Annotated in this window: 14 protein-coding genes; 5 read left to right on the top strand and 9 right to left on the bottom strand. The window is 60.3% G+C overall.

Annotated features, from left to right (window positions below; all coding sequences use genetic code 11):
• Window positions 1–79 precede the first annotated feature (79 nt).
• The 8 genes from JFT85_RS04775 to gloB all read right to left on the bottom strand — a co-directional run bounded on the left by JFT85_RS04775 (window position 80) and on the right by gloB (window position 11788).
• Window positions 80–361 carry a peptidylprolyl isomerase gene (locus tag JFT85_RS04775; RefSeq protein ID WP_078828074.1) on the bottom strand — a complete coding sequence of 94 codons (282 nt, stop codon included), beginning with the start codon at window positions 359–361 and terminating at the stop codon, window positions 80–82.
• Between the two features lie 1562 nt (window positions 362–1923).
• Window positions 1924–3537, bottom strand: coding sequence for an ABC transporter ATP-binding protein (locus tag JFT85_RS04770; RefSeq protein WP_053255687.1), 1614 nt, complete (start codon window positions 3535–3537; stop codon window positions 1924–1926).
• A 1-nt stretch (window position 3538) separates the two neighbouring features.
• Window positions 3539–4558 (bottom strand): ABC transporter permease, encoded by a 1020-nt coding sequence (locus tag JFT85_RS04765; protein ID WP_053255688.1) that lies wholly within the window; start codon window positions 4556–4558, stop codon window positions 3539–3541.
• A 1-nt stretch (window position 4559) separates the two neighbouring features.
• The gene (locus tag JFT85_RS04760; RefSeq protein WP_053255689.1) at window positions 4560–5633 is read right to left on the bottom strand and encodes a microcin C ABC transporter permease YejB; all 1074 of its coding nucleotides are present in this window, start codon (window positions 5631–5633) and stop codon (window positions 4560–4562) included.
• A complete protein-coding gene (locus tag JFT85_RS04755; protein ID WP_073638542.1) occupies window positions 5634–7472 on the bottom strand; it encodes an extracellular solute-binding protein in 1839 nt (612 codons plus the stop codon). It abuts the gene before it with no gap.
• Window positions 7469–9298, bottom strand: coding sequence for an extracellular solute-binding protein (locus JFT85_RS04750; RefSeq protein WP_053255691.1), 1830 nt, complete (start codon window positions 9296–9298; stop codon window positions 7469–7471). Before JFT85_RS04750 ends, JFT85_RS04755 begins: the two co-directional genes overlap by 4 nt.
• A 211-nt stretch (window positions 9299–9509) precedes the next feature.
• Window positions 9510–10922 (bottom strand): transglycosylase SLT domain-containing protein, encoded by a 1413-nt coding sequence (locus JFT85_RS04745; protein ID WP_053255692.1) that lies wholly within the window; start codon window positions 10920–10922, stop codon window positions 9510–9512.
• Between the two features lie 98 nt (window positions 10923–11020).
• Window positions 11021–11788 (bottom strand): hydroxyacylglutathione hydrolase, encoded by a 768-nt coding sequence (gene gloB / locus JFT85_RS04740; protein WP_053255693.1) that lies wholly within the window; start codon window positions 11786–11788, stop codon window positions 11021–11023.
• 65 nt (window positions 11789–11853) lie between these two features.
• On the opposite strand from gloB, the gene JFT85_RS04735 reads away from it, so the two are divergent.
• Both JFT85_RS04735 and rnhA read left to right on the top strand, forming a co-directional pair.
• A complete protein-coding gene (locus tag JFT85_RS04735; protein WP_078828079.1) occupies window positions 11854–12612 on the top strand; it encodes a class I SAM-dependent methyltransferase in 759 nt (252 codons plus the stop codon).
• An 86-nt stretch (window positions 12613–12698) separates the two neighbouring features.
• Window positions 12699–13151: a ribonuclease HI gene (rnhA, locus tag JFT85_RS04730; protein WP_053255695.1), complete on the top strand. Its 453-nt coding sequence runs from the start codon at window positions 12699–12701 to the stop codon at window positions 13149–13151.
• Window positions 13152–13154: 3 nt separating this feature from the next.
• Here the strand turns inward: rnhA and JFT85_RS04725 are convergent, their stop codons facing one another.
• Window positions 13155–13463, bottom strand: coding sequence for a DUF2388 domain-containing protein (locus tag JFT85_RS04725; RefSeq protein ID WP_201230876.1), 309 nt, complete (start codon window positions 13461–13463; stop codon window positions 13155–13157).
• A 199-nt stretch (window positions 13464–13662) separates the two neighbouring features.
• On the opposite strand from JFT85_RS04725, the gene dnaQ reads away from it, so the two are divergent.
• The 3 genes from dnaQ to JFT85_RS04710 all read left to right on the top strand — a co-directional run bounded on the left by dnaQ (window position 13663) and on the right by JFT85_RS04710 (window position 17451).
• Window positions 13663–14403: a DNA polymerase III subunit epsilon gene (gene dnaQ / locus JFT85_RS04720; RefSeq protein ID WP_167422778.1), complete on the top strand. Its 741-nt coding sequence runs from the start codon at window positions 13663–13665 to the stop codon at window positions 14401–14403.
• A 202-nt stretch (window positions 14404–14605) separates the two neighbouring features.
• Entirely contained in the window at window positions 14606–16861 is a 2256-nt protein-coding gene (locus JFT85_RS04715; protein WP_069553176.1) for an Orn/Lys/Arg family decarboxylase, read from the top strand.
• An 8-nt stretch (window positions 16862–16869) separates the two neighbouring features.
• Complete coding sequence (locus JFT85_RS04710; protein WP_073638536.1) at window positions 16870–17451, top strand: GNAT family N-acetyltransferase; 582 nt, start codon at window positions 16870–16872, stop codon at window positions 17449–17451.
• Window positions 17452–17489: the final 38 nt, after the last annotated feature.

The raw sequence follows: 17489 nt of genomic DNA, 5'->3' as shown, positions 1-17489 counted from the left end.
CTTAAGCGTCGCCCGTCACCACATGCACAACGGCCCGCCAAAAGGCGGGCCGTTGTTTAGAGCGTCAGCGCAGACTGGATCAGTCCTGGCGGCTGGTGACTTCCAGCAGGTGGTAACCGAACTGGGTTTTTACCGGGCCTTGCACGGTGTTGACCGGGGCGCTGAAGACGACGGTGTCGAATTCTTTAACCATTTGGCCTGGGCCGAACGAGCCCAGGTTGCCGCCGTCGCTGCTGGATGGGCAGCTGGAGTTGGCTTTGGCGATTTCTGCGAAATCGGCGCCGCCTTCGATCTGGGCTTTGAGTTCGTTGCACTTTTCTTCAGTGGGAACGAGGATGTGACGGGCGGTGGCTTTGGCCATGGGGAGTAACTCCTTGATGTAAAAAGGGTGAGCGTACCGGATTCAGGCGGTTATTTCCTGGCAAAGTTCCAATGATTTGTTGGTTGGTTGGTTGGTTGGTTGGTTGAGTACATATCCGTTGCTGCGGTAACGGCGGCTATGGGTTCCGCTCTTACAGCGGGTCACTTTTGGCAAACGCCCCAAAAGTAACCAAAAGGTCTTTGCCCCACCACTCGGTGCCTCGCCCAGGCTCGGCATGCCCTCTCTCCGGCTTGAATCCGTGGGCCGCCGCAATGGGCCATCCTTGGCCCAGTGCGGCTAACCCGGCGTCCTGCCGGGTTACCCACGGATTCAAGCCTGCGTTCGGCCAGCGTGGTTAACGGGGCCTGTCAGATCAAGATCAACAGCAGATCAAAGTCAAAAGCAGAGCACGGCGGCCTGACAGCCGGCCTGAGTGGTAGAAGCAAAAGCAGGGCAAAAGCACAGCAAACGCACAGCAACACCACGTTTACCTGATGAAATGAGATCCAAATGTGGGAGCGGGCTTGCTCGCGAAAGCGGTGGGTCAGTCAGCTCATCTGTCACTGATGCGCCGCCTTCGCGAGCAAGCCCGCTCCCACAATGTTGACCGAGTTTAGCTGCCAGCACCGCAGTGCACTGCTTTTCTGTGGGAGCTGGCTTGCCTGCGATGCAGACACTTCGATACATCAGGCATACCCGGCAGCAGGCCCCATACCAGCTCCCAGATTGACCCAATACAGTCTAAAGAACTGCCCACCCTCTGCCTGATGTACCCAGTTCAAAATGTGGGAGCGGGCTTGCTCGCGAATGCGGTGGGTCAGTCAGCTCATTTGTAACTGACCCAGCGCATTCGCGAGCAAGCCCGCTCCCACAATGTTGACCGAGTTCAGCTGCCAGCACCGTAGTGCTCTGCTTTTCTGTGGGAGCTGGCTTGCCTGCGATACAGACACTTCGATACATCAGGCATGCCCAGCCGCAGACCCCATACCAGCTCCCAGATTGACCCAATACAGTCTAAAGAACTGCCCACCCTCTGCCTAATGTACCCAGTTCAAAATGTGGGAGCGGGCTTGCTCGCGAAAGCGGTGTGCCAGTCGGCTTATTTGTAACTGCCCCACCGCATTCCCGAGCAAGCCCGCTCCCACAATGTTGATCGAGTTCAGTTGCCAGCACCGCAGTGCTCTGCTTTTCTGTGGGAGCTGGCTTGCCTGCGATGCAGACACTTCGATACATCAGGCATGCCCAGCCGCAGACCCCATACCAGCTCCCAGATTGACCCAATACAGTCTGAAGAACTGCCCACCTTCTGCCTGATGTACCCAGTTCCAAATGTGGGAGCGGGCTTGCTCGCGAATGCGGTGGGTCAGTCAGCTCATTTGTAACTGACCCAGCGCATTCGCGAGCAAGCCCGCTCCCACAATTTGACCGAGATCTGCTTCCATCGCCAGGGCGGTTGTGAGGCCGCGGTGCTCGGTTTTTGATGTGTTTTGGGTTCTAGGCGGCCCGCGCCGTGAGGGCGGAACTGCTATCAGCCATCACCCAAATAATGGATATGCCCAAGGTCAACCGCGGACACCCGCGGGTACCAAGAACGCTGCCTCCAACAACTGCCGTGTGTAGGCATGCTGTGGGGCAGTAAAGATCGCCGACGCTTCTCCCTGTTCCACCACTTGCCCATGCTTTACGACCATCAGTTGGTGGCTCAGGGCCTTCACCACTGCCAGGTCATGGCTGATGAACAGATAGGTCAAGTTGTACTTGGCCTGCAAGTTGCGCAGCAATTCCACCACTTGGCGCTGTACCGTGCGGTCCAGTGCTGACGTTGGCTCATCCAGTAAAATCAGGCGTGGCTTGAGTACCAGCGCGCGGGCGATGGCGATGCGCTGCCGTTGGCCGCCGGAGAATTCGTGCGGGTAGCGGTGCCGCGCGTCGGGGTCCAGGCCGACCTCCTTGAGCGCTGCAATAATCGCCGTTTCCTGCTCCGCCGGCGTCCCCATCTTGTGAATGCGCAAGCCTTCGCCAACAATTTCGCTGACGCTCATGCGCGGGCTCAAACTGCCGAAGGGGTCCTGAAACACCACCTGCATTTCTCGCCGCAACGGGCGCACTTGCTGTTGGGTCAGTCGGTCCAGTTGCTGGCCCTCAAAGCGGATCCCGCCTTTGCTTGCGATCAGGCGCAAAATCGCCAGGCCGAGGGTCGATTTGCCCGAGCCGCTTTCGCCGACTATGCCCAGGGTCTGGCCCTGGGCCAGGCTGAAGTTGATGCCGTCCACCGCCTTGACGTAATCGACAGTGTTTCGCAAAAAGCCTTTCTTGATCGCAAACCACACCTTCAGGTCGGCGACTTCCAGCAACGGCGGCCCCACCGCATTGGTGGCCGGCCCGCCGCTGGGCTCCGCCGCCAACAGTTCCTGGGTGTAAGGATGCTGCGGCGACTGGAACAGCGTCTCGCACTCGGCCTGTTCAACGATGCAGCCCTGTTGCATCACGCATACGCGGTGGGCGATGCGTCGCACCAGGTTCAGGTCGTGGCTGATCAGCAGCAACGCCATGCCCAGCCGCGCCTGCAATGCTTTGAGCAGTTCGAGAATCTTCAACTGCACCGTCACGTCGAGGGCCGTGGTCGGCTCGTCGGCGATCAGCAACTCGGGCTCGTTGGCCAGCGCCATGGCGATCATCACCCGTTGGCGCTGGCCGCCGGACAGTTCGTGGGGCAGAGCCTTCAGGCGTTTGTGCGGTTCGGGAATGCCCACCAGTTCGAGCAATTCCAGGGTGCGACGGGTCGCGATTTTGCCCGTGAGCCCCTTGTGCAGGCCGAGCACTTCGTTGATCTGCTTCTCGATGGAATGCAGCGGGTTCAACGAGGTCATCGGTTCCTGGAAAATCATCGCAATGCGGTTACCGCGAATATGCCGGATGGTTTTTTCTTTGAGCGTCAGCAGGTCTTGCCCGGAATAGTTGATGGTGCCGGCCGGGTGCCGGGCCAGCGGGTAAGGCAGCAGCCGCAGGATCGAGTGGGCGGTCACCGATTTGCCCGAGCCGCTTTCGCCGACCAGGGCCAGGGTTTCGCCGCGCTTGATATCGAAGCTGACATTGTTGACCACACGGTGGTGATGGTCGCCGGTAACGAACTCGACGCAGAGGTCGCGGACTTCGATCAGATTGTCCTGATTCATCTCATTTCCTCGGGTCGAAGGCATCGCGCGCGGACTCGCCGATAAACACCAGCAAACTCAGCATGATCGCCAGCACGGCAAATGCACTCATGCCCAGCCACGGCGCTTGCAGGTTGGATTTACCCTGGGCCACCAGTTCACCCAACGACGGTGACCCAGCCGGCAGGCCGAAGCCGAGAAAGTCCAGGGCGGTGAGGGTGCCAATGGCGCCAGTGAGGATGAACGGCATAAAGGTCATGGTCGAGACCATGGCATTGGGCAGGATATGCCGGAACATGATGGCGCCGTTCTGCATGCCCAGGGCGCGGGCCGCGCGTACGTATTCGAGGTTGCGCCCGCGCAGGAACTCGGCGCGCACCACGTCGACCAGGCTCATCCAGGAAAACAGCAGCATGATCCCCAGCAGCCACCAGAAATTGGGCTGCACAAAACTGGCGAGAATGATCAGCAGGTACAGCACCGGCAAGCCCGACCAGATCTCCAGGAAACGCTGCCCGGCCAGGTCGACCCAGCCGCCATAGAAACCCTGCAAGGCTCCGGCGACCACGCCGATGATCGAGCTGAGCACCGTCAGTGTCAGGGCAAACAGCACTGACACGCGGAACCCATAGATCACCCGCGCCAGCACATCACGGCCCTGATCGTCGGTGCCCAGCAGGTTGACCGACGAGGGCGGCGCGGGCGCCGGCACCTTCAGGTCGTAGTTGATGCTCTGGTAGCTGAACGGAATCGGCGCCCACAGCGTCCAGGCGTCCTTGGCCTTGAGCAATTCCTGGATATACGGGCTCTTGTAGTTGGCCTCCAACGGGAACTCGCCGCCGAAGGTGGTTTCCGGGTAGCGCTTGAGCGCCGGGAAGTACCAGTCGCCGTCGAAGTGCACGGCCAACGGCTTGTCGTTGGCGATCAATTCCGCGCCCAGGCTCAGCACGAACAGAATCAGGAACAGCCACAGCGACCACCAGCCACGTTTGTTGGCTTTGAAACGCTCGAATCGGCGGCGATTGAGGGGGGACAGGTTCATCTCAATGCTCCCGGCTGGCAAAGTCGATACGCGGATCGACCAGGGTGTAGGTGAGGTCACCGATCAGTTTCACCACCAGCCCCAGCAGGGTGAAGATAAACAGCGTGCCGAACACCACCGGGTAGTCACGGTTGATCGCCGCTTCAAAACTCATCAGGCCCAGGCCGTCGAGCGAGAAGATCACTTCCACCAACAACGAGCCGGTGAAGAAAATCCCGATAAACGCCGAAGGGAACCCGGCAATGACCAGCAGCATGGCGTTGCGAAACACATGGCCGTACAGCACGCGGTGGTTGGTCAGGCCCTTGGCTTTGGCGGTGACCACATACTGTTTGTTGATTTCATCGAGGAAGCTGTTTTTGGTCAGCAGTGTCATGGTCGCGAAGTTGCCGATCACCAGGGCCGTGACAGGCAAGGCCAGGTGCCAGAAGTAATCGAGGATCTTGCCGCCCCAGCTCAGCGCGTCAAAATTATTCGAGGTGAGCCCACGCAAGGGGAACCAGTCGAGGTAACTGCCGCCGGCAAACACCACGATCAGCAGGATCGCAAACAGGAAAGCCGGGATCGCATAGCCGACGATGATCGCCGAGCTGGTCCACACGTCGAAGTGGCTGCCGTGCCGTGTGGCCTTGGCGATCCCCAGCGGGATCGACACCAGGTACATGATCAGCGTGCTCCATAACCCGAGGGAGATGGACACCGGCATCTTTTCCTTGATCAGGTCGATGACCTTGGCATCGCGAAAGAAGCTGTCGCCGAAATCCAGCCGCGCGTAGTTCTTGACCATGATCCACAGACGTTCCGGTGCCGATTTGTCGAAGCCGTACATCTTCTCGATTTCCTTGATCAGCGCCGGGTCCAGGCCTTGCGCGCCACGGTAGCTGGAGCCGGCCACCGAGACCTCGGCGCCGCCACCGGCAATGCGACTGGTGGCGCCGTCAAAGCCTTCGAGCTTGGCGATCATCTGCTCAACCGGGCCACCGGGAGCGGCCTGGATGATGATGAAGTTGATCAGCAAAATCCCGAACAGCGTGGGGATGATCAGCAACAGGCGGCGAACAATATAGGCCAGCATTTAATCGCCTCCGCTCGCCGGATCGGCGCTATGTGAAGTGTCCAGGGTGATGGCCGGCTTGGCTGCGGGTTTGGCCCACCAGGTGGCCGTGCCGACGTCGTAGCGTGGCGGGGTCTTGGGGTGGCCGAGGTGGTCCCAGTACGCGACGCGGTAGGTCTTGATGTGCCAGTTGGGAATCACGTAGTAGCCGAACTGCAACACACGGTCCAGCGCTTTGGCGTGGTCGACCAGGCTTTGGCGTGAGCTGGCGTCGATCAACGCTTCCACCAGTTGGTCGATGACCGGGTCCTTGAGGCCCATGTAGTTGCGACTGCCAGGCTTGTCGGCGCTGGACGAGGACCAGAATTCGCGCTGTTCGTTACCCGGTGACGTCGATTGCGGGAAGCTGCCCACCAGCATGTCGAAGTCCCGCGAACGCAGGCGGTTGATGTACTGCGAAACGTCAACGCGGCGAATCACCAGGTTGATGCCAAGGTCGGCCAGGTTGCGCTTGAAGGGCAGCAGTACCCGCTCGAAGTCGGTCTGGGCCAGCAGAAACTCGATGTTCACAGGTTTGCCGGTGGTGTCGACCATCTTGTCGTCGACGATCTTCCAGCCGGCCTCTTGCAACAACTGGTAGGCCTCGCGCTGCTGGTTGCGGATCATGCCGCTGCCGTCGGTTTTGGCCGGCTCAAAGGCCTGGGTGAAGACTTCGGCGGGGAGCTTGTCGCGAAACGGTTCGAGGATTGCCAATTCACTCGGGCCGGGCAGGCCGGTGGCGGCCATTTCCGAGTTCTCGAAGTAGCTGCGGGTGCGGGTGTAGGCACCGTTGAACAGCTGCTTGTTGCTCCATTCGAAATCCAGCAACAGGCTGATGGCCTTGCGTACCCGCACATCCTGGAACATCGGTTTGCGCGTGTTGAACACAAAACCCTGCATGCCGGTGGGGTTGCCGTTGGGGATTTCTTCCTTGATCAGTCGCCCCTGGGCGACGGCCGGAATGTTGTAGGCGTTGGCCCAGTTCTTCGCGCTGAATTCCAGCCAGTAGTCGAACTGCCCGGCCTTCAAGGCTTCCAGGGCGACGGTGCCGTCACGGTAATAGTCAGTGATGCGGTTGTCGAAGTTGTAGAAGCCCTGGGTCATCGGCAAGTCCTTGGCCCAGTAGTCCTTGACCCGCTCATAGCGCACCATGCGCCCGGGCTTGACCTCGGCGATCTTGTACGGCCCGCTGCCGAGCGGTATTTCCAGGTTGCCCTTGGCAAAGTCGCGGGTCGCCCACCAATGTTTGGGGAGTACCGGCAGTTGCCCAAGGATCAGCGGCAATTCGCGGTTATTGGTGCGCTTGAACTTGAACAGCACGCGCAGCGGGTCTTCGGCCACCACTTCGTCGACGTCGGCATAATAGGTGCGGTAGAGCGGTGAGCCATCTTTGATCAGGGCCTGGAAGGTGAACACCACGTCTTCGGCGCGGATCGGGTGACCATCGTTAAAGCGCGCTTCGGGGCGCAGGTAAAAGCGTACCCAACTGTTGTCCGGCGCCTTTTCGATCTTGCCGGCCACCAGCCCGTATTCAGTGATGGGCTCGTCCAGGCTTTGCATGGCCAGGGTGTCGTAGATCAGCGGCAGATTGTCTGCCGGCACGCCCTTGCTGATGTAGGGGTTAAGGCTGTCGAAGCCGCCCATGGCCGACTCGCGAAAAGTGCCGCCCTTGGGCGCGTCGGGGTTTACGTAGTCGAAATGCTTAAAGTCGGCGGGGTACTTCGGCGGTTCGTTGTAAAGGGTCAACGCATGTTGCGGCGCGGCGTTGGCCGCAGAGCACAGCAACAGACTGGTGAGCAATGCGTTGCGCAAAGACATCATTGGGCTTTCTCCGAAGCTTTCAGCCACCATGCGCTCAGGCCCAGGCTGTAGGGCGGCGTGGTGACAAAGGCGAACCGGTTGCGGTACGCCAGGCGATGATAGTTGAGGTACCAGTTGGGGATGCTGTAGTGCTGCCACAGCAGCACCCGGTCCAGGGCGCGGCCGGCGGCCAATTGTTCTTCGCGGGTCTGCGCCGCGAGCAGTTGCTCCAGCAGGTGATCGACCACCGGGTTGGCGATGCCTGCATAGTTCTTGCTGCCCTTGATCGCCGCTTGGCTGGAGTGGAAGTACTGCCACTGCTCAAGGCCGGGGCTCAGGGTCTGGTTGAGGGTGACCAGGATCATGTCGAAGTCGAACTGATCGAGGCGCTGCTTGTATTGCGCCCGGTCCACGGTACGCAAGCGCGCGTCGATGCCGATGCTGTTCAGGTTCTCGACATACGGCTGCAGGATGCGCTCCAGGTTCGGGTTCACCAGCAGGATCTCCAAACGCAGCGGCTGCCCTTTGCTGTCCAGCAGGCGCTGCCCGGACAGTTTCCAGCCGGCTTCGCCGAGCAGGGCGAGGGCGCGGCGCAGGGTGTCGCGCGGGATACCACGACCGTCGGTCTGCGGCAGGCTGAAGGCTTGCGTCAACAGGTTGGCCGGCAACTGGTCACGGTACGGCGAAAGCATCAGCCACTCGCGTCCCACCGGCACGCCGGTCGCGGAAAATTCGCTGTTGGGGTAGTAGCTCACGGTGCGTTTGTAGGCGCTGCTGAACAGGGTGCGGTTGGTCCACTCAAAGTCGAACATCAGCCCCAGCGCCTCGCGCACCTTGGCCTGGGCGAAGGTCGGACGCCGCGTGTTCATGAACAGGCCCTGGCTCTGGGTCGGGATCTGGTGGGCGATTTGCGCCTTGATCACATCGCCACGGTTGACCGCCGGGAAGTTATAGCCGGTGGCCCAGTTCTTGGCCTGGTGTTCGATGTAGATGTCGAATTCGCCGGCCTTGAAGGCTTCGAAGGCCACGTCGCTGTCGCGGTAGAACTCCACTTCGACCTTGTCGTAGTTGTAGAACCCCTGGTTGACCGGCAGGTCCTTGCCCCAGTAATCCTTGACCCGTTCAAACACCAGTTGCCGGCCAGGGGTGACTTTGCTGATGCGATACGGCCCGCTGCCCAGCGGAGGTTCGAACGTGGTGGCCTTGAAGTCGCGGTTCTTCCAGTAATGCTGGGGCAATACCGGCAGCTCGCCCAGGCGCAGGATCAGCAAGGGGTTGCCGGCGCGCTTGAACACGAAACGGATGCGATGCCGGTTGAGGATGTCGACCCGCGCCACTTCCTGCAGGTTGGTGCGGTACTGCGGGTGGCCTTCGGTCAGCAGCGTGCGATAGGAAAATGCCACGTCATAGGCGGTGATGGGTTTGCCATCGTGGAAGCGCGCTTCCGGGCGCAGGTTGAACACCACCCAGCTGCGGTCCTCGCTGTACTCCACCGACTGTGCAATCAGCCCGTAGCTGGAGGTCGGTTCGTCGCCGGACGGCGCGTATTGGCCAGTGCCGACCATCAACGGCTCGTTCAGCTCATTGACGCCGTATTGCAGGAAATTGGGGGTGGAAACCGGGCTTGAGCCCTTGAAGGTGTAAGGGTTGAGCGTGTCGAACGTGCCAAATGCCATGACCCGCAAGGTCCCGCCTTTAGGCGCTGCAGGGTTTACCCAATCGAAGTGGGTGAATTTGGCCGGGTACTTGAGCACGCCGAACTGCGTATAACCGTGGCTCTCGGTAATCGTCGCGTTCGCAGCAAAGCTCAAGGCCAGACTTATTAGTAGAAGGAGGGGACGCTTCAAGTCAGAGATCCGATCCAGGCGGCTTGGGCTTTATGATCGGTACAGTAACAGCTTGTTCCGGTTGGAAAAAGGTGGCTGGAAACACTGGGAATGCAATGGGGGAACGGGCTTGCTCGCGAAGGCAGTGTGTCAGTCAACAGAGATGTTGAATGTGCCACCGCTTTCGCAAGCAAGCCCGCTCCCCCATGAGCGCCCCAGTATTCTTGAAGCCTTAGCGCGGCCCGGAAACCACCAGCATCTGCCCCGGCTTGAGCGCCTGGCCAGTACGCGGGTTCCAGCGCTTGAGATGTTGCATCTCAACGTTGAAGCGCTTGGCGACGATGTACAACGAGTCGCCTTTCTTGACCTTGTATTGCACCGGCTTCTTGCTGTCAGCCTTGGCCACCAGCTTGCGCGTGTCTTGCATCACCAGGGTCTGGCCGACCTTGAGGGCCTGCCCATTGAGCTTGTTCCAGCGCTGCAGGTCATGCACATCGACCTTGTTCGCCTTGGCGATCAGCGTGAGGTTGTCGCCCGTGCGCACTTTGTAGCTGCGCGTGCGCCCGGCAACCCGTGTGGTCTCAACTTCGTCGAACACCTGCTTTTTCGGACGCATCGCCAGCAATTCTTCCGGCTTCATCGTCGACAGTGTGCTGGTCAGCAGCTGCGCCTTGGAGCTGGGTACGAGCAAATGCTGGGGGCCGTCGAGGGTGGTGCGTTGTTTCAACGCCGGGTTGAGCTGGAACAGTTCGTCTTCGTCGATCTCAGCCAGCGCGGCGACCCGGGACAGGTCCATGCTTTGCTTGACTTCAACCACTTCGAAGTAGGGCGTGTTGGCAATCGGGCTCAGGTTGACGCCGTAAGCCTCGGGCGCCAGTACCACCTGGGACAGCGCCAGGAACTTGGGCACGTAGTCCTTGGTTTCCTGGGGCAGGGGCAGGTTCCAGTAGTCGGTCGGCAGGCCGAGCTTTTCGTTGCGCTCGATGGCCCGGCTGACCGTGCCCTCACCGGCGTTGTACGCCGCCAGGGCGAGCAACCAATCGCCGTTGAACATGTCATGCAGACGTGTCAGATAGTCCAGGGCGGCGGTGGTGGAGGCGGTGATATCGCGGCGGCCGTCGTAGGCACGGGTCTGGCGCAGGTTGAAGTAGCGCCCGGTGGAGGGAATGAACTGCCACAGGCCGACCGCATCGCTGCGCGAATAGGCCATTGGGTTGTAGGCACTTTCAATCACTGGCAGCAGCGCCAGCTCCAGGGGCATGTTGCGTTCTTCAAGGCGTTCGACGATGTAATGAATGTAGAGGCTGCCGCGTTCTCCGGCGTTCTCCAGGAAGGAAGGGTTACTGGCGAACCACAAACGCTGTTGCTCGATGCGCGGGTTGACGCCCAGGCCGTCCTGCAATTGAAAGCCCCGTCGCATGCGTTCCCAGACATCCTGGGGGACTTCGGGGCTGGGCTTCTCTGAGAGCCAAATAGGTTTTTGCTTGATCTTGGCGGCAAGATTGGGTTTGGGTTGCACGGTGGATTGTGCAGCGAAATTTGTCGATTGGCAGCCCGCCAGAGTCGCGGACACAGCCACCGCCACGGCTTGAGCCAGGCGGGTCAATGCGTCTGAAGAGATGGATTTACGAATAGATGACGACATTGGCTGGAAGTAAGTTCCGGGCAAAAATGTCGGGCGATTCTAGAAAGCGCTTTGGTTCCGGTCAACCATTCAGAAATTCCGTATCAGATTGCATCCTCTTAGAACTTATCTTTCCATGCCCTCAAGCTAGCAAACACCTCGGCCCCAGAGCGGTTGTCGCGACCGTTCCGTTCGTCCGCTTTTTGTTTAACGGATGTTTCTGCGGTACGTAGAAAAGGGTTAGTACGTTTTTCCAGGGCCAAATTGGACGGCAGCGTCATCTCGCCACGGGCCCGTAACTGCTTGACGGTTTCCACGCGTGCGGCGATATCGGCATTGTCCGGTTCCACGGCCTGGGCAAATTTGAGATTACTTTGTGTGTACTCGTGGGTGCAGTACACCAGGGTGTCGTCGGGCAGCGCGGCCAGGCGTTGCAATGAGGTGTGCATTTGCTCCGGCGTGCCTTCGAACAGGCGGCCGCAACCGGCGGCAAACAGGGTGTCGCCACAAAACAGCACGCCCTGATGGTAAAAGGCGATATGGCCCAGGGTATGCCCCGGCACGCTATAAATGTCGAAGTCCCAGCCCAGAGCCGTGACGCGGTCGTTATCCATCAACGCCACGTCGCGCGCCGGGATGTTTTCGCTCGCGGGGCCGTAAACCTTGGCGCCGGTCACACTTTTCAGTTGCTCGACGCCGCCGACATGATCATGGTGATGGTGGGTGATCAGGATGTCGCTGAGGGCCCACTGCGGGTTCTGCCTGAGCCAGGCCAGCACCGGCTCGGCATCGCCGGGGTCGACCACGGCGCAGCGTTGGGTGTGCGGGTCTTGTAACAACCAGATGTAGTTGTCGGTGAACGCGGGGAGTGCACTGATCTGTATCATTCTTCGATTCGCCAAGCTGAACACATTGGTGCATCTTAGAACGTCTAGGCGAGTTGGAGAATGCAATGACTGATAAAGCGTTCGCCCAGGCCGATCCTGAATGGCTGGCCCTGATCAGCGCGGCCCGTGAATGGCTGTCCGGGCCGATCGGGCAATTTTTGCTGGATGAAGAACGGCGCATGCTCGAAGACGAGCTGGGCCGGTTCTTTGGTGGTTACCTGGTGCACTACGGCCCGTCGGCGCAGACGCCGCCCGCTGCGCCGCAGGTCCAGCGCAATGTGCGCCTGGGCGCGCCGCTGCCGGGGGTGGAGATCGTCTGCGAGGAGCAGGCCTGGCCGTTGAGCGAGCATGCCGCCGATGTGGTGGTGTTGCAGCATGGCCTGGATTTCTGTCTGTCACCCCACGGTTTGCTGCGTGAAGCGGCGAGCAGTGTGCGCCCTGGTGGCCATTTGTTGATTATCGGCATCAACCCCTGGAGCAGTTGGGGCCTGCGCCATGTGTTCGCCCATGATGGCCTGCGCCAGGCGCGCTGCATTGCGCCATCACGGGTAGGCGACTGGCTGAACCTGCTGGGTTTTGCGCTGGAGAAACGCCGCTTCGGGTGCTATCGTCCGCCGCTTGCGTCAGCCAAGTGGCAAGGCCGTCTGGCCGGCTGGGAGCGCCGAGCGGGTGCGTGGCAACTGGCGGGTGGCGGCTTCTATTTACTGGTGGCGCGCAAGATCGTGGTCGGGCTGCGGCCGGTGCGTCAGGTGCAACGCCAACCCATGGGCAAGCTGGTGCCGATGCCGATGGCCAAGGTCAATCGCAAGCAGAGTGAACCGTAACCCCCCTTTTTGATGACCGGCCGAATCGTTCGGCCTCGGGATACTGTCGGTCGATTACCGCCAGCCCGTTTTGATGGATGCAACCGATGACCGATACCGTAGAACTCTTCACCGATGGCGCCTGCAAGGGCAACCCCGGCCCCGGCGGCTGGGGCGCGTTGCTGGTGTGCAAGGGCGTGGAGAAGGAACTGTGGGGCGGCGAAGCCAATACCACCAACAACCGCATGGAGCTGATGGGCGCCATTCGCGGCCTGGAAGAACTCAAGCGCCGGTGTGACGTGCTGCTGGTGACCGACTCGCAATACGTGATGAAAGGCATCAACGAGTGGATGGTCAACTGGAAGAAGCGCGGCTGGAAAACCGCGGCCAAGGAACCGGTGAAGAATGCCGACCTGTGGCAACTGCTCGATGAGCAGTGCAACCGTCACAACATCACCTGGAAATGGGTGCGCGGGCACATCGGCCATCCGGGCAACGAACGCGCCGACCAACTGGCCAACCGTGGCGTGGATGACGTGCGCGGTTACAAGCAGAGCTAAGGTTTAAAGGGCGGCGATGGCCTGGGCCAGCTGCATGTCGCTGAAGGTTTGCGCCGGCAAACGCGCGCGGATAGGCATCAGCGCCAACGTCAGGCGCACGCCACGGATCTGGCCATCACTGGCCACAAACGATTCGGCGTCCTGCCTGGCGGCCTGCACACTCTTGTCGTGCTTGAAGGAAGAACTCGTGCCCTGGGTGTCACTCATGGACAGGCTGACCAGAACGTCGGTCGTCATCACGAAGCGGGTGGCGTGCGCCGTGCAGGCGCTGCCCATCAGCACCAGGGCATACAGGGTTTTTGACCGGTTTATCGGGCGGTACGGTCCGCGTTCGAGTGGGGTGCGCAGGCTGGCATGCGCGTCCAGGGCGAACTGCTGCAGCTTTGCTAAAGCGTGTTAAAAACTGTCGCGCATCAAGCGCCTTGGGCCGGTCTTGGGCTGCGTAAGGTGTGACGTGCTAATATTGCGCCCCTTGAAATACACCACCGTTGAGAGCTGAACCCTGATGGCCATCCGATCTGTTGTACTCGATACCGAAACCACCGGCATGCCGGTGACCGATGGCCACCGGATCATCGAAATCGGCTGTGTCGAACTGATGGGGCGCCGCCTTACCGGCCGTCACTTTCACGTCTACCTGCAACCGGATCGGGACAGTGACGAGGGTGCGATCGGCGTTCACGGCATCACCGACGAATTCCTCAAAGGCAAGCCGCGCTTCGCCGAAGTGGCCGACGAGTTTTTCGAATTCATCAACGGCGCCCAACTGATCATCCATAACGCGGCGTTCGACGTCGGTTTCATCAATAACGAATTTGCCCTGATGGGGCAGAGCGATCGTGCGGATATCTCCCAGCACTGCTCGATCCTCGACACCTTGATGATGGCCCGTGAGCGTCACCCAGGCCAGCGCAACAGCCTGGATGCCTTGTGCAAACGTTATGGCGTCGACAACTCCGGCCGTGAACTGCACGGCGCCTTGCTCGACTCCGAGATTCTCGCCGACGTTTACCTGACCATGACCGGCGGCCAAACCAGCCTGTCCCTGGCCGGTAACGCCTCCGATGGCACGGGTTCGGCGGAGGGCTCGGGCAACCGCCCTTCGGAAATTCGCCGTTTGCCGGCGGATCGCAAGCCGACCACCATCATCCGTGCCAGCGAGCAGGACTTGGCTGAGCATGCAACGCGGCTGGAGGCGATTGCCAAGTCGGCCGGTGCGCCGGCTCTGTGGTCGCAACTGACCCAGCAATAGCCTGATTCAACACGGTTGAAAAATGTCGGCGCGGGTGGGCTGCGATAGCGCTGGGTCAATGGATCAAGGTGCTGGCTGATGCACCGCACCTGCGAGCAAGCTCGCTCCCGCTGTTGAACATCATCGCCGGGAAAATCTTCATTCGCGTCATCCGCTCCCAGCTTCTACCCTGAATGCATAGCCCTCAGGACTACAAGCGCTCATGTACAAAGACCTGAAGTTCCCTGTTCTTATCGTACACCGAGACATAAAGGCCGACACCGTTGCCGGTGACCGGGTTCGAGGCATCGCCCACGAGCTGGAACAAGAGGGCTTCAGCATCTTCTCCGCTGTCGACTACGCCGAAGGCCGGCTGGTGGCTTCTACCCATCACGGCCTGGCGTGCATGTTGATCGCCGCCGAAGGGGCGGGTGAAAATACCCACTTGCTGCAAAACATGGTCGAGTTGATTCGCCTGGCACGGGTAAGGGCGCCTAACCTGCCGATCTTTGCTCTGGGCGAGCAGGTTACCCTGGAGAATGCGCCGGCTGATGCCATGAGCGAGCTCAACCAGTTGCGCGGGATTCTTTATCTGTTCGAAGACACCGTGCCGTTTCTTGCCCGGCAAGTCGCGCGCGCCGCACGCACCTACCTGGATGGCTTGTTACCGCCGTTCTTCAAGGCACTGGTGCAGCACACTGCCGATTCCAACTACTCCTGGCACACACCCGGCCATGGCGGGGGTGTGGCCTACCGCAAAAGCCCGGTTGGGCAGGCGTTTCATCAGTTCTTTGGGGAAAATACCCTGCGTTCGGACCTGTCTGTGTCCGTGCCCGAATTGGGCTCGCTGCTCGATCACACGGGCCCGTTGGCGGAAGCCGAAGCGCGTGCCGCGCGCAACTTCGGCGCCGATCACACGTTCTTTGTGATCAACGGAACCTCGACGGCCAACAAGATCGTCTGGCATTCCATGGTCGGTCGCGACGACCTGGTGCTGGTGGATCGCAACTGCCACAAGTCGGTATTGCACTCGATCATCATGACCGGCGCGATCCCGTTGTACCTGTGCCCGGAACGCAACGAACTGGGGATTATCGGCCCGATCCCGCTGAGCGAATTCAGCCCCGAATCGATCCAGGCCAAAATCGAAGCCAGCCCGTTGACCCGTGGCCGGCCGCCGAAAGTGAAGCTGGCGGTGGTCACCAATTCCACCTATGACGGCCTGTGCTACAACGCCGAGCTGATCAAGCAGCAATTGGGCAACAGTGTCGAGGTCTTGCACTTCGACGAGGCCTGGTACGCCTACGCGGCGTTCCACGAGTTTTTCGCCGGCCGTTATGGCATGGGCACCTCGCGTACTGCGGACAGCCCGCTGGTATTTACCACACACTCGACGCACAAACTGCTGGCAGCCTTCAGCCAGGCGTCGATGATCCATGTGCAGGACGGCGGCGCGCGCCAACTGGACCGCGACCGTTTCAATGAAGCGTTCATGATGCATATCTCCACCTCGCCGCAATACAGCATCATCGCCTCGCTGGACGTCGCGTCGGCGATGATGGAAGGCCCGGCCGGGCGTTCGCTGTTGCAAGAGATGTTCGATGAGGCGCTGAGCTTCCGGCGCGCCCTGGCTAACCTGCGCCAGCATATCGCCGCCGAGGACTGGTGGTTTTCGATCTGGCAGCCGCCTTCAGTCGCCGGTATCGACCGGGTGGCCACTGCGGATTGGCTGTTGCACCCTCAGGATGACTGGCATGGCTTTGGCGATGTGGCCGAAGACTACGTGTTGCTGGACCCGATCAAGGTGACGCTGGTGATGCCCGGCCTGAATGCCGGAGGCGCGTTGAGCGAGTGCGGAATTCCTGCGGCGGTCGTCAGCAAATTCCTCTGGGAGCGTGGGTTGGTGGTGGAGAAGACTGGCCTGTATTCTTTCCTCGTGCTGTTTTCCATGGGGATCACCAAAGGCAAATGGAGTACCTTGCTCACCGAGTTGCTGGAGTTCAAGCGCAACTACGACGCTAACGTCAGCTTGGCCAGTTGTTTGCCCTCGGTGTTCAAACAGGGGCCGGCGCGTTATCAAGGCCTGGGTTTGCGCGACCTGTGCGACCAATTGCACAGTTGTTACCGCAGCAATGCCACGGCCAGGCACCTCAAGCGCATGTACACAGTGTTGCCGGAAATTGCGATGAAACCGGCTGACGCATACGATCAGTTGGTCAGGGGTGAAGTCGAAGCTGTGTCCATCGATGCCTTGTCAGGGCGCATCGCCGCCGTGATGCTGGTGCCTTATCCGCCGGGCATTCCGTTGATCATGCCGGGCGAGCGTTTTACCGAGGCGACGCGGTCGATCATCGACTACCTGGCGTTCGCCCGCACGTTCGATAGCAGCTTCCCCGGTTTTGTCGCCGATGTTCATGGGTTGCAACACGAAGATGACGGCAATGGCCGTTGTTACACCGTCGATTGCATCAAGGGTTAAGGATGTTTATGCAAGCTGTAATGAACCCGAAGTACCCAGGGCTCAGCGTGCGGGTCGCCGACGAAGGTTTTGATGCCTACGTGTGGGGCAATGATTTCAGCTTTGAGGTCAGCGCCTATGCCGTGCCAGAAATGGGCAAGCGTGTCGAGCAATGGGGCGTGGAGCGCATCCTGCCGTACCGCAAGTGCTATGGCATCGACCCGGAAGAGTTCGCCAGTTTTCGTGACGCACCCGACAGTGCGATTTTTATGGCTTACCTGGATGACCGTGCGGTAGGGCATGTCGTGGTCAGCACCAACTGGAACGGTTTTGCCCACGTTGATGAACTGGCGGTGGCCTTGCCTGCACGGCGGCATGGTGTGGCCAAGGCATTGCTGGACGTGGCGCAGTTCTGGGCGCGCAAGAAAAACCTGCCGGGCATGATGCTCGAAACCCAGAACAACAACCTCGGCGCCTGCCGCCTGTATGAGCGTTGCGGATACGTGATGGGTGGGATCGATCAACTGCGTTATCGCGGGATTGATCCGCAGACCCGTGAGGTGGCGATTTTCTGGTATCGGCTGTTCAAGCCCGAGTTGGGCACGGACTGAACGTTGCGTCTGCCAGCTTTTCACACCACCTCAAAGGC

Source organism: Pseudomonas sp. TH04, assembly GCF_016651355.1.
GTDB classification, from domain to species: Bacteria; Pseudomonadota; Gammaproteobacteria; order Pseudomonadales; family Pseudomonadaceae; genus Aquipseudomonas; species Aquipseudomonas fluorescens.
This window is presented reverse-complemented; position numbering and strand designations above follow the sequence as displayed.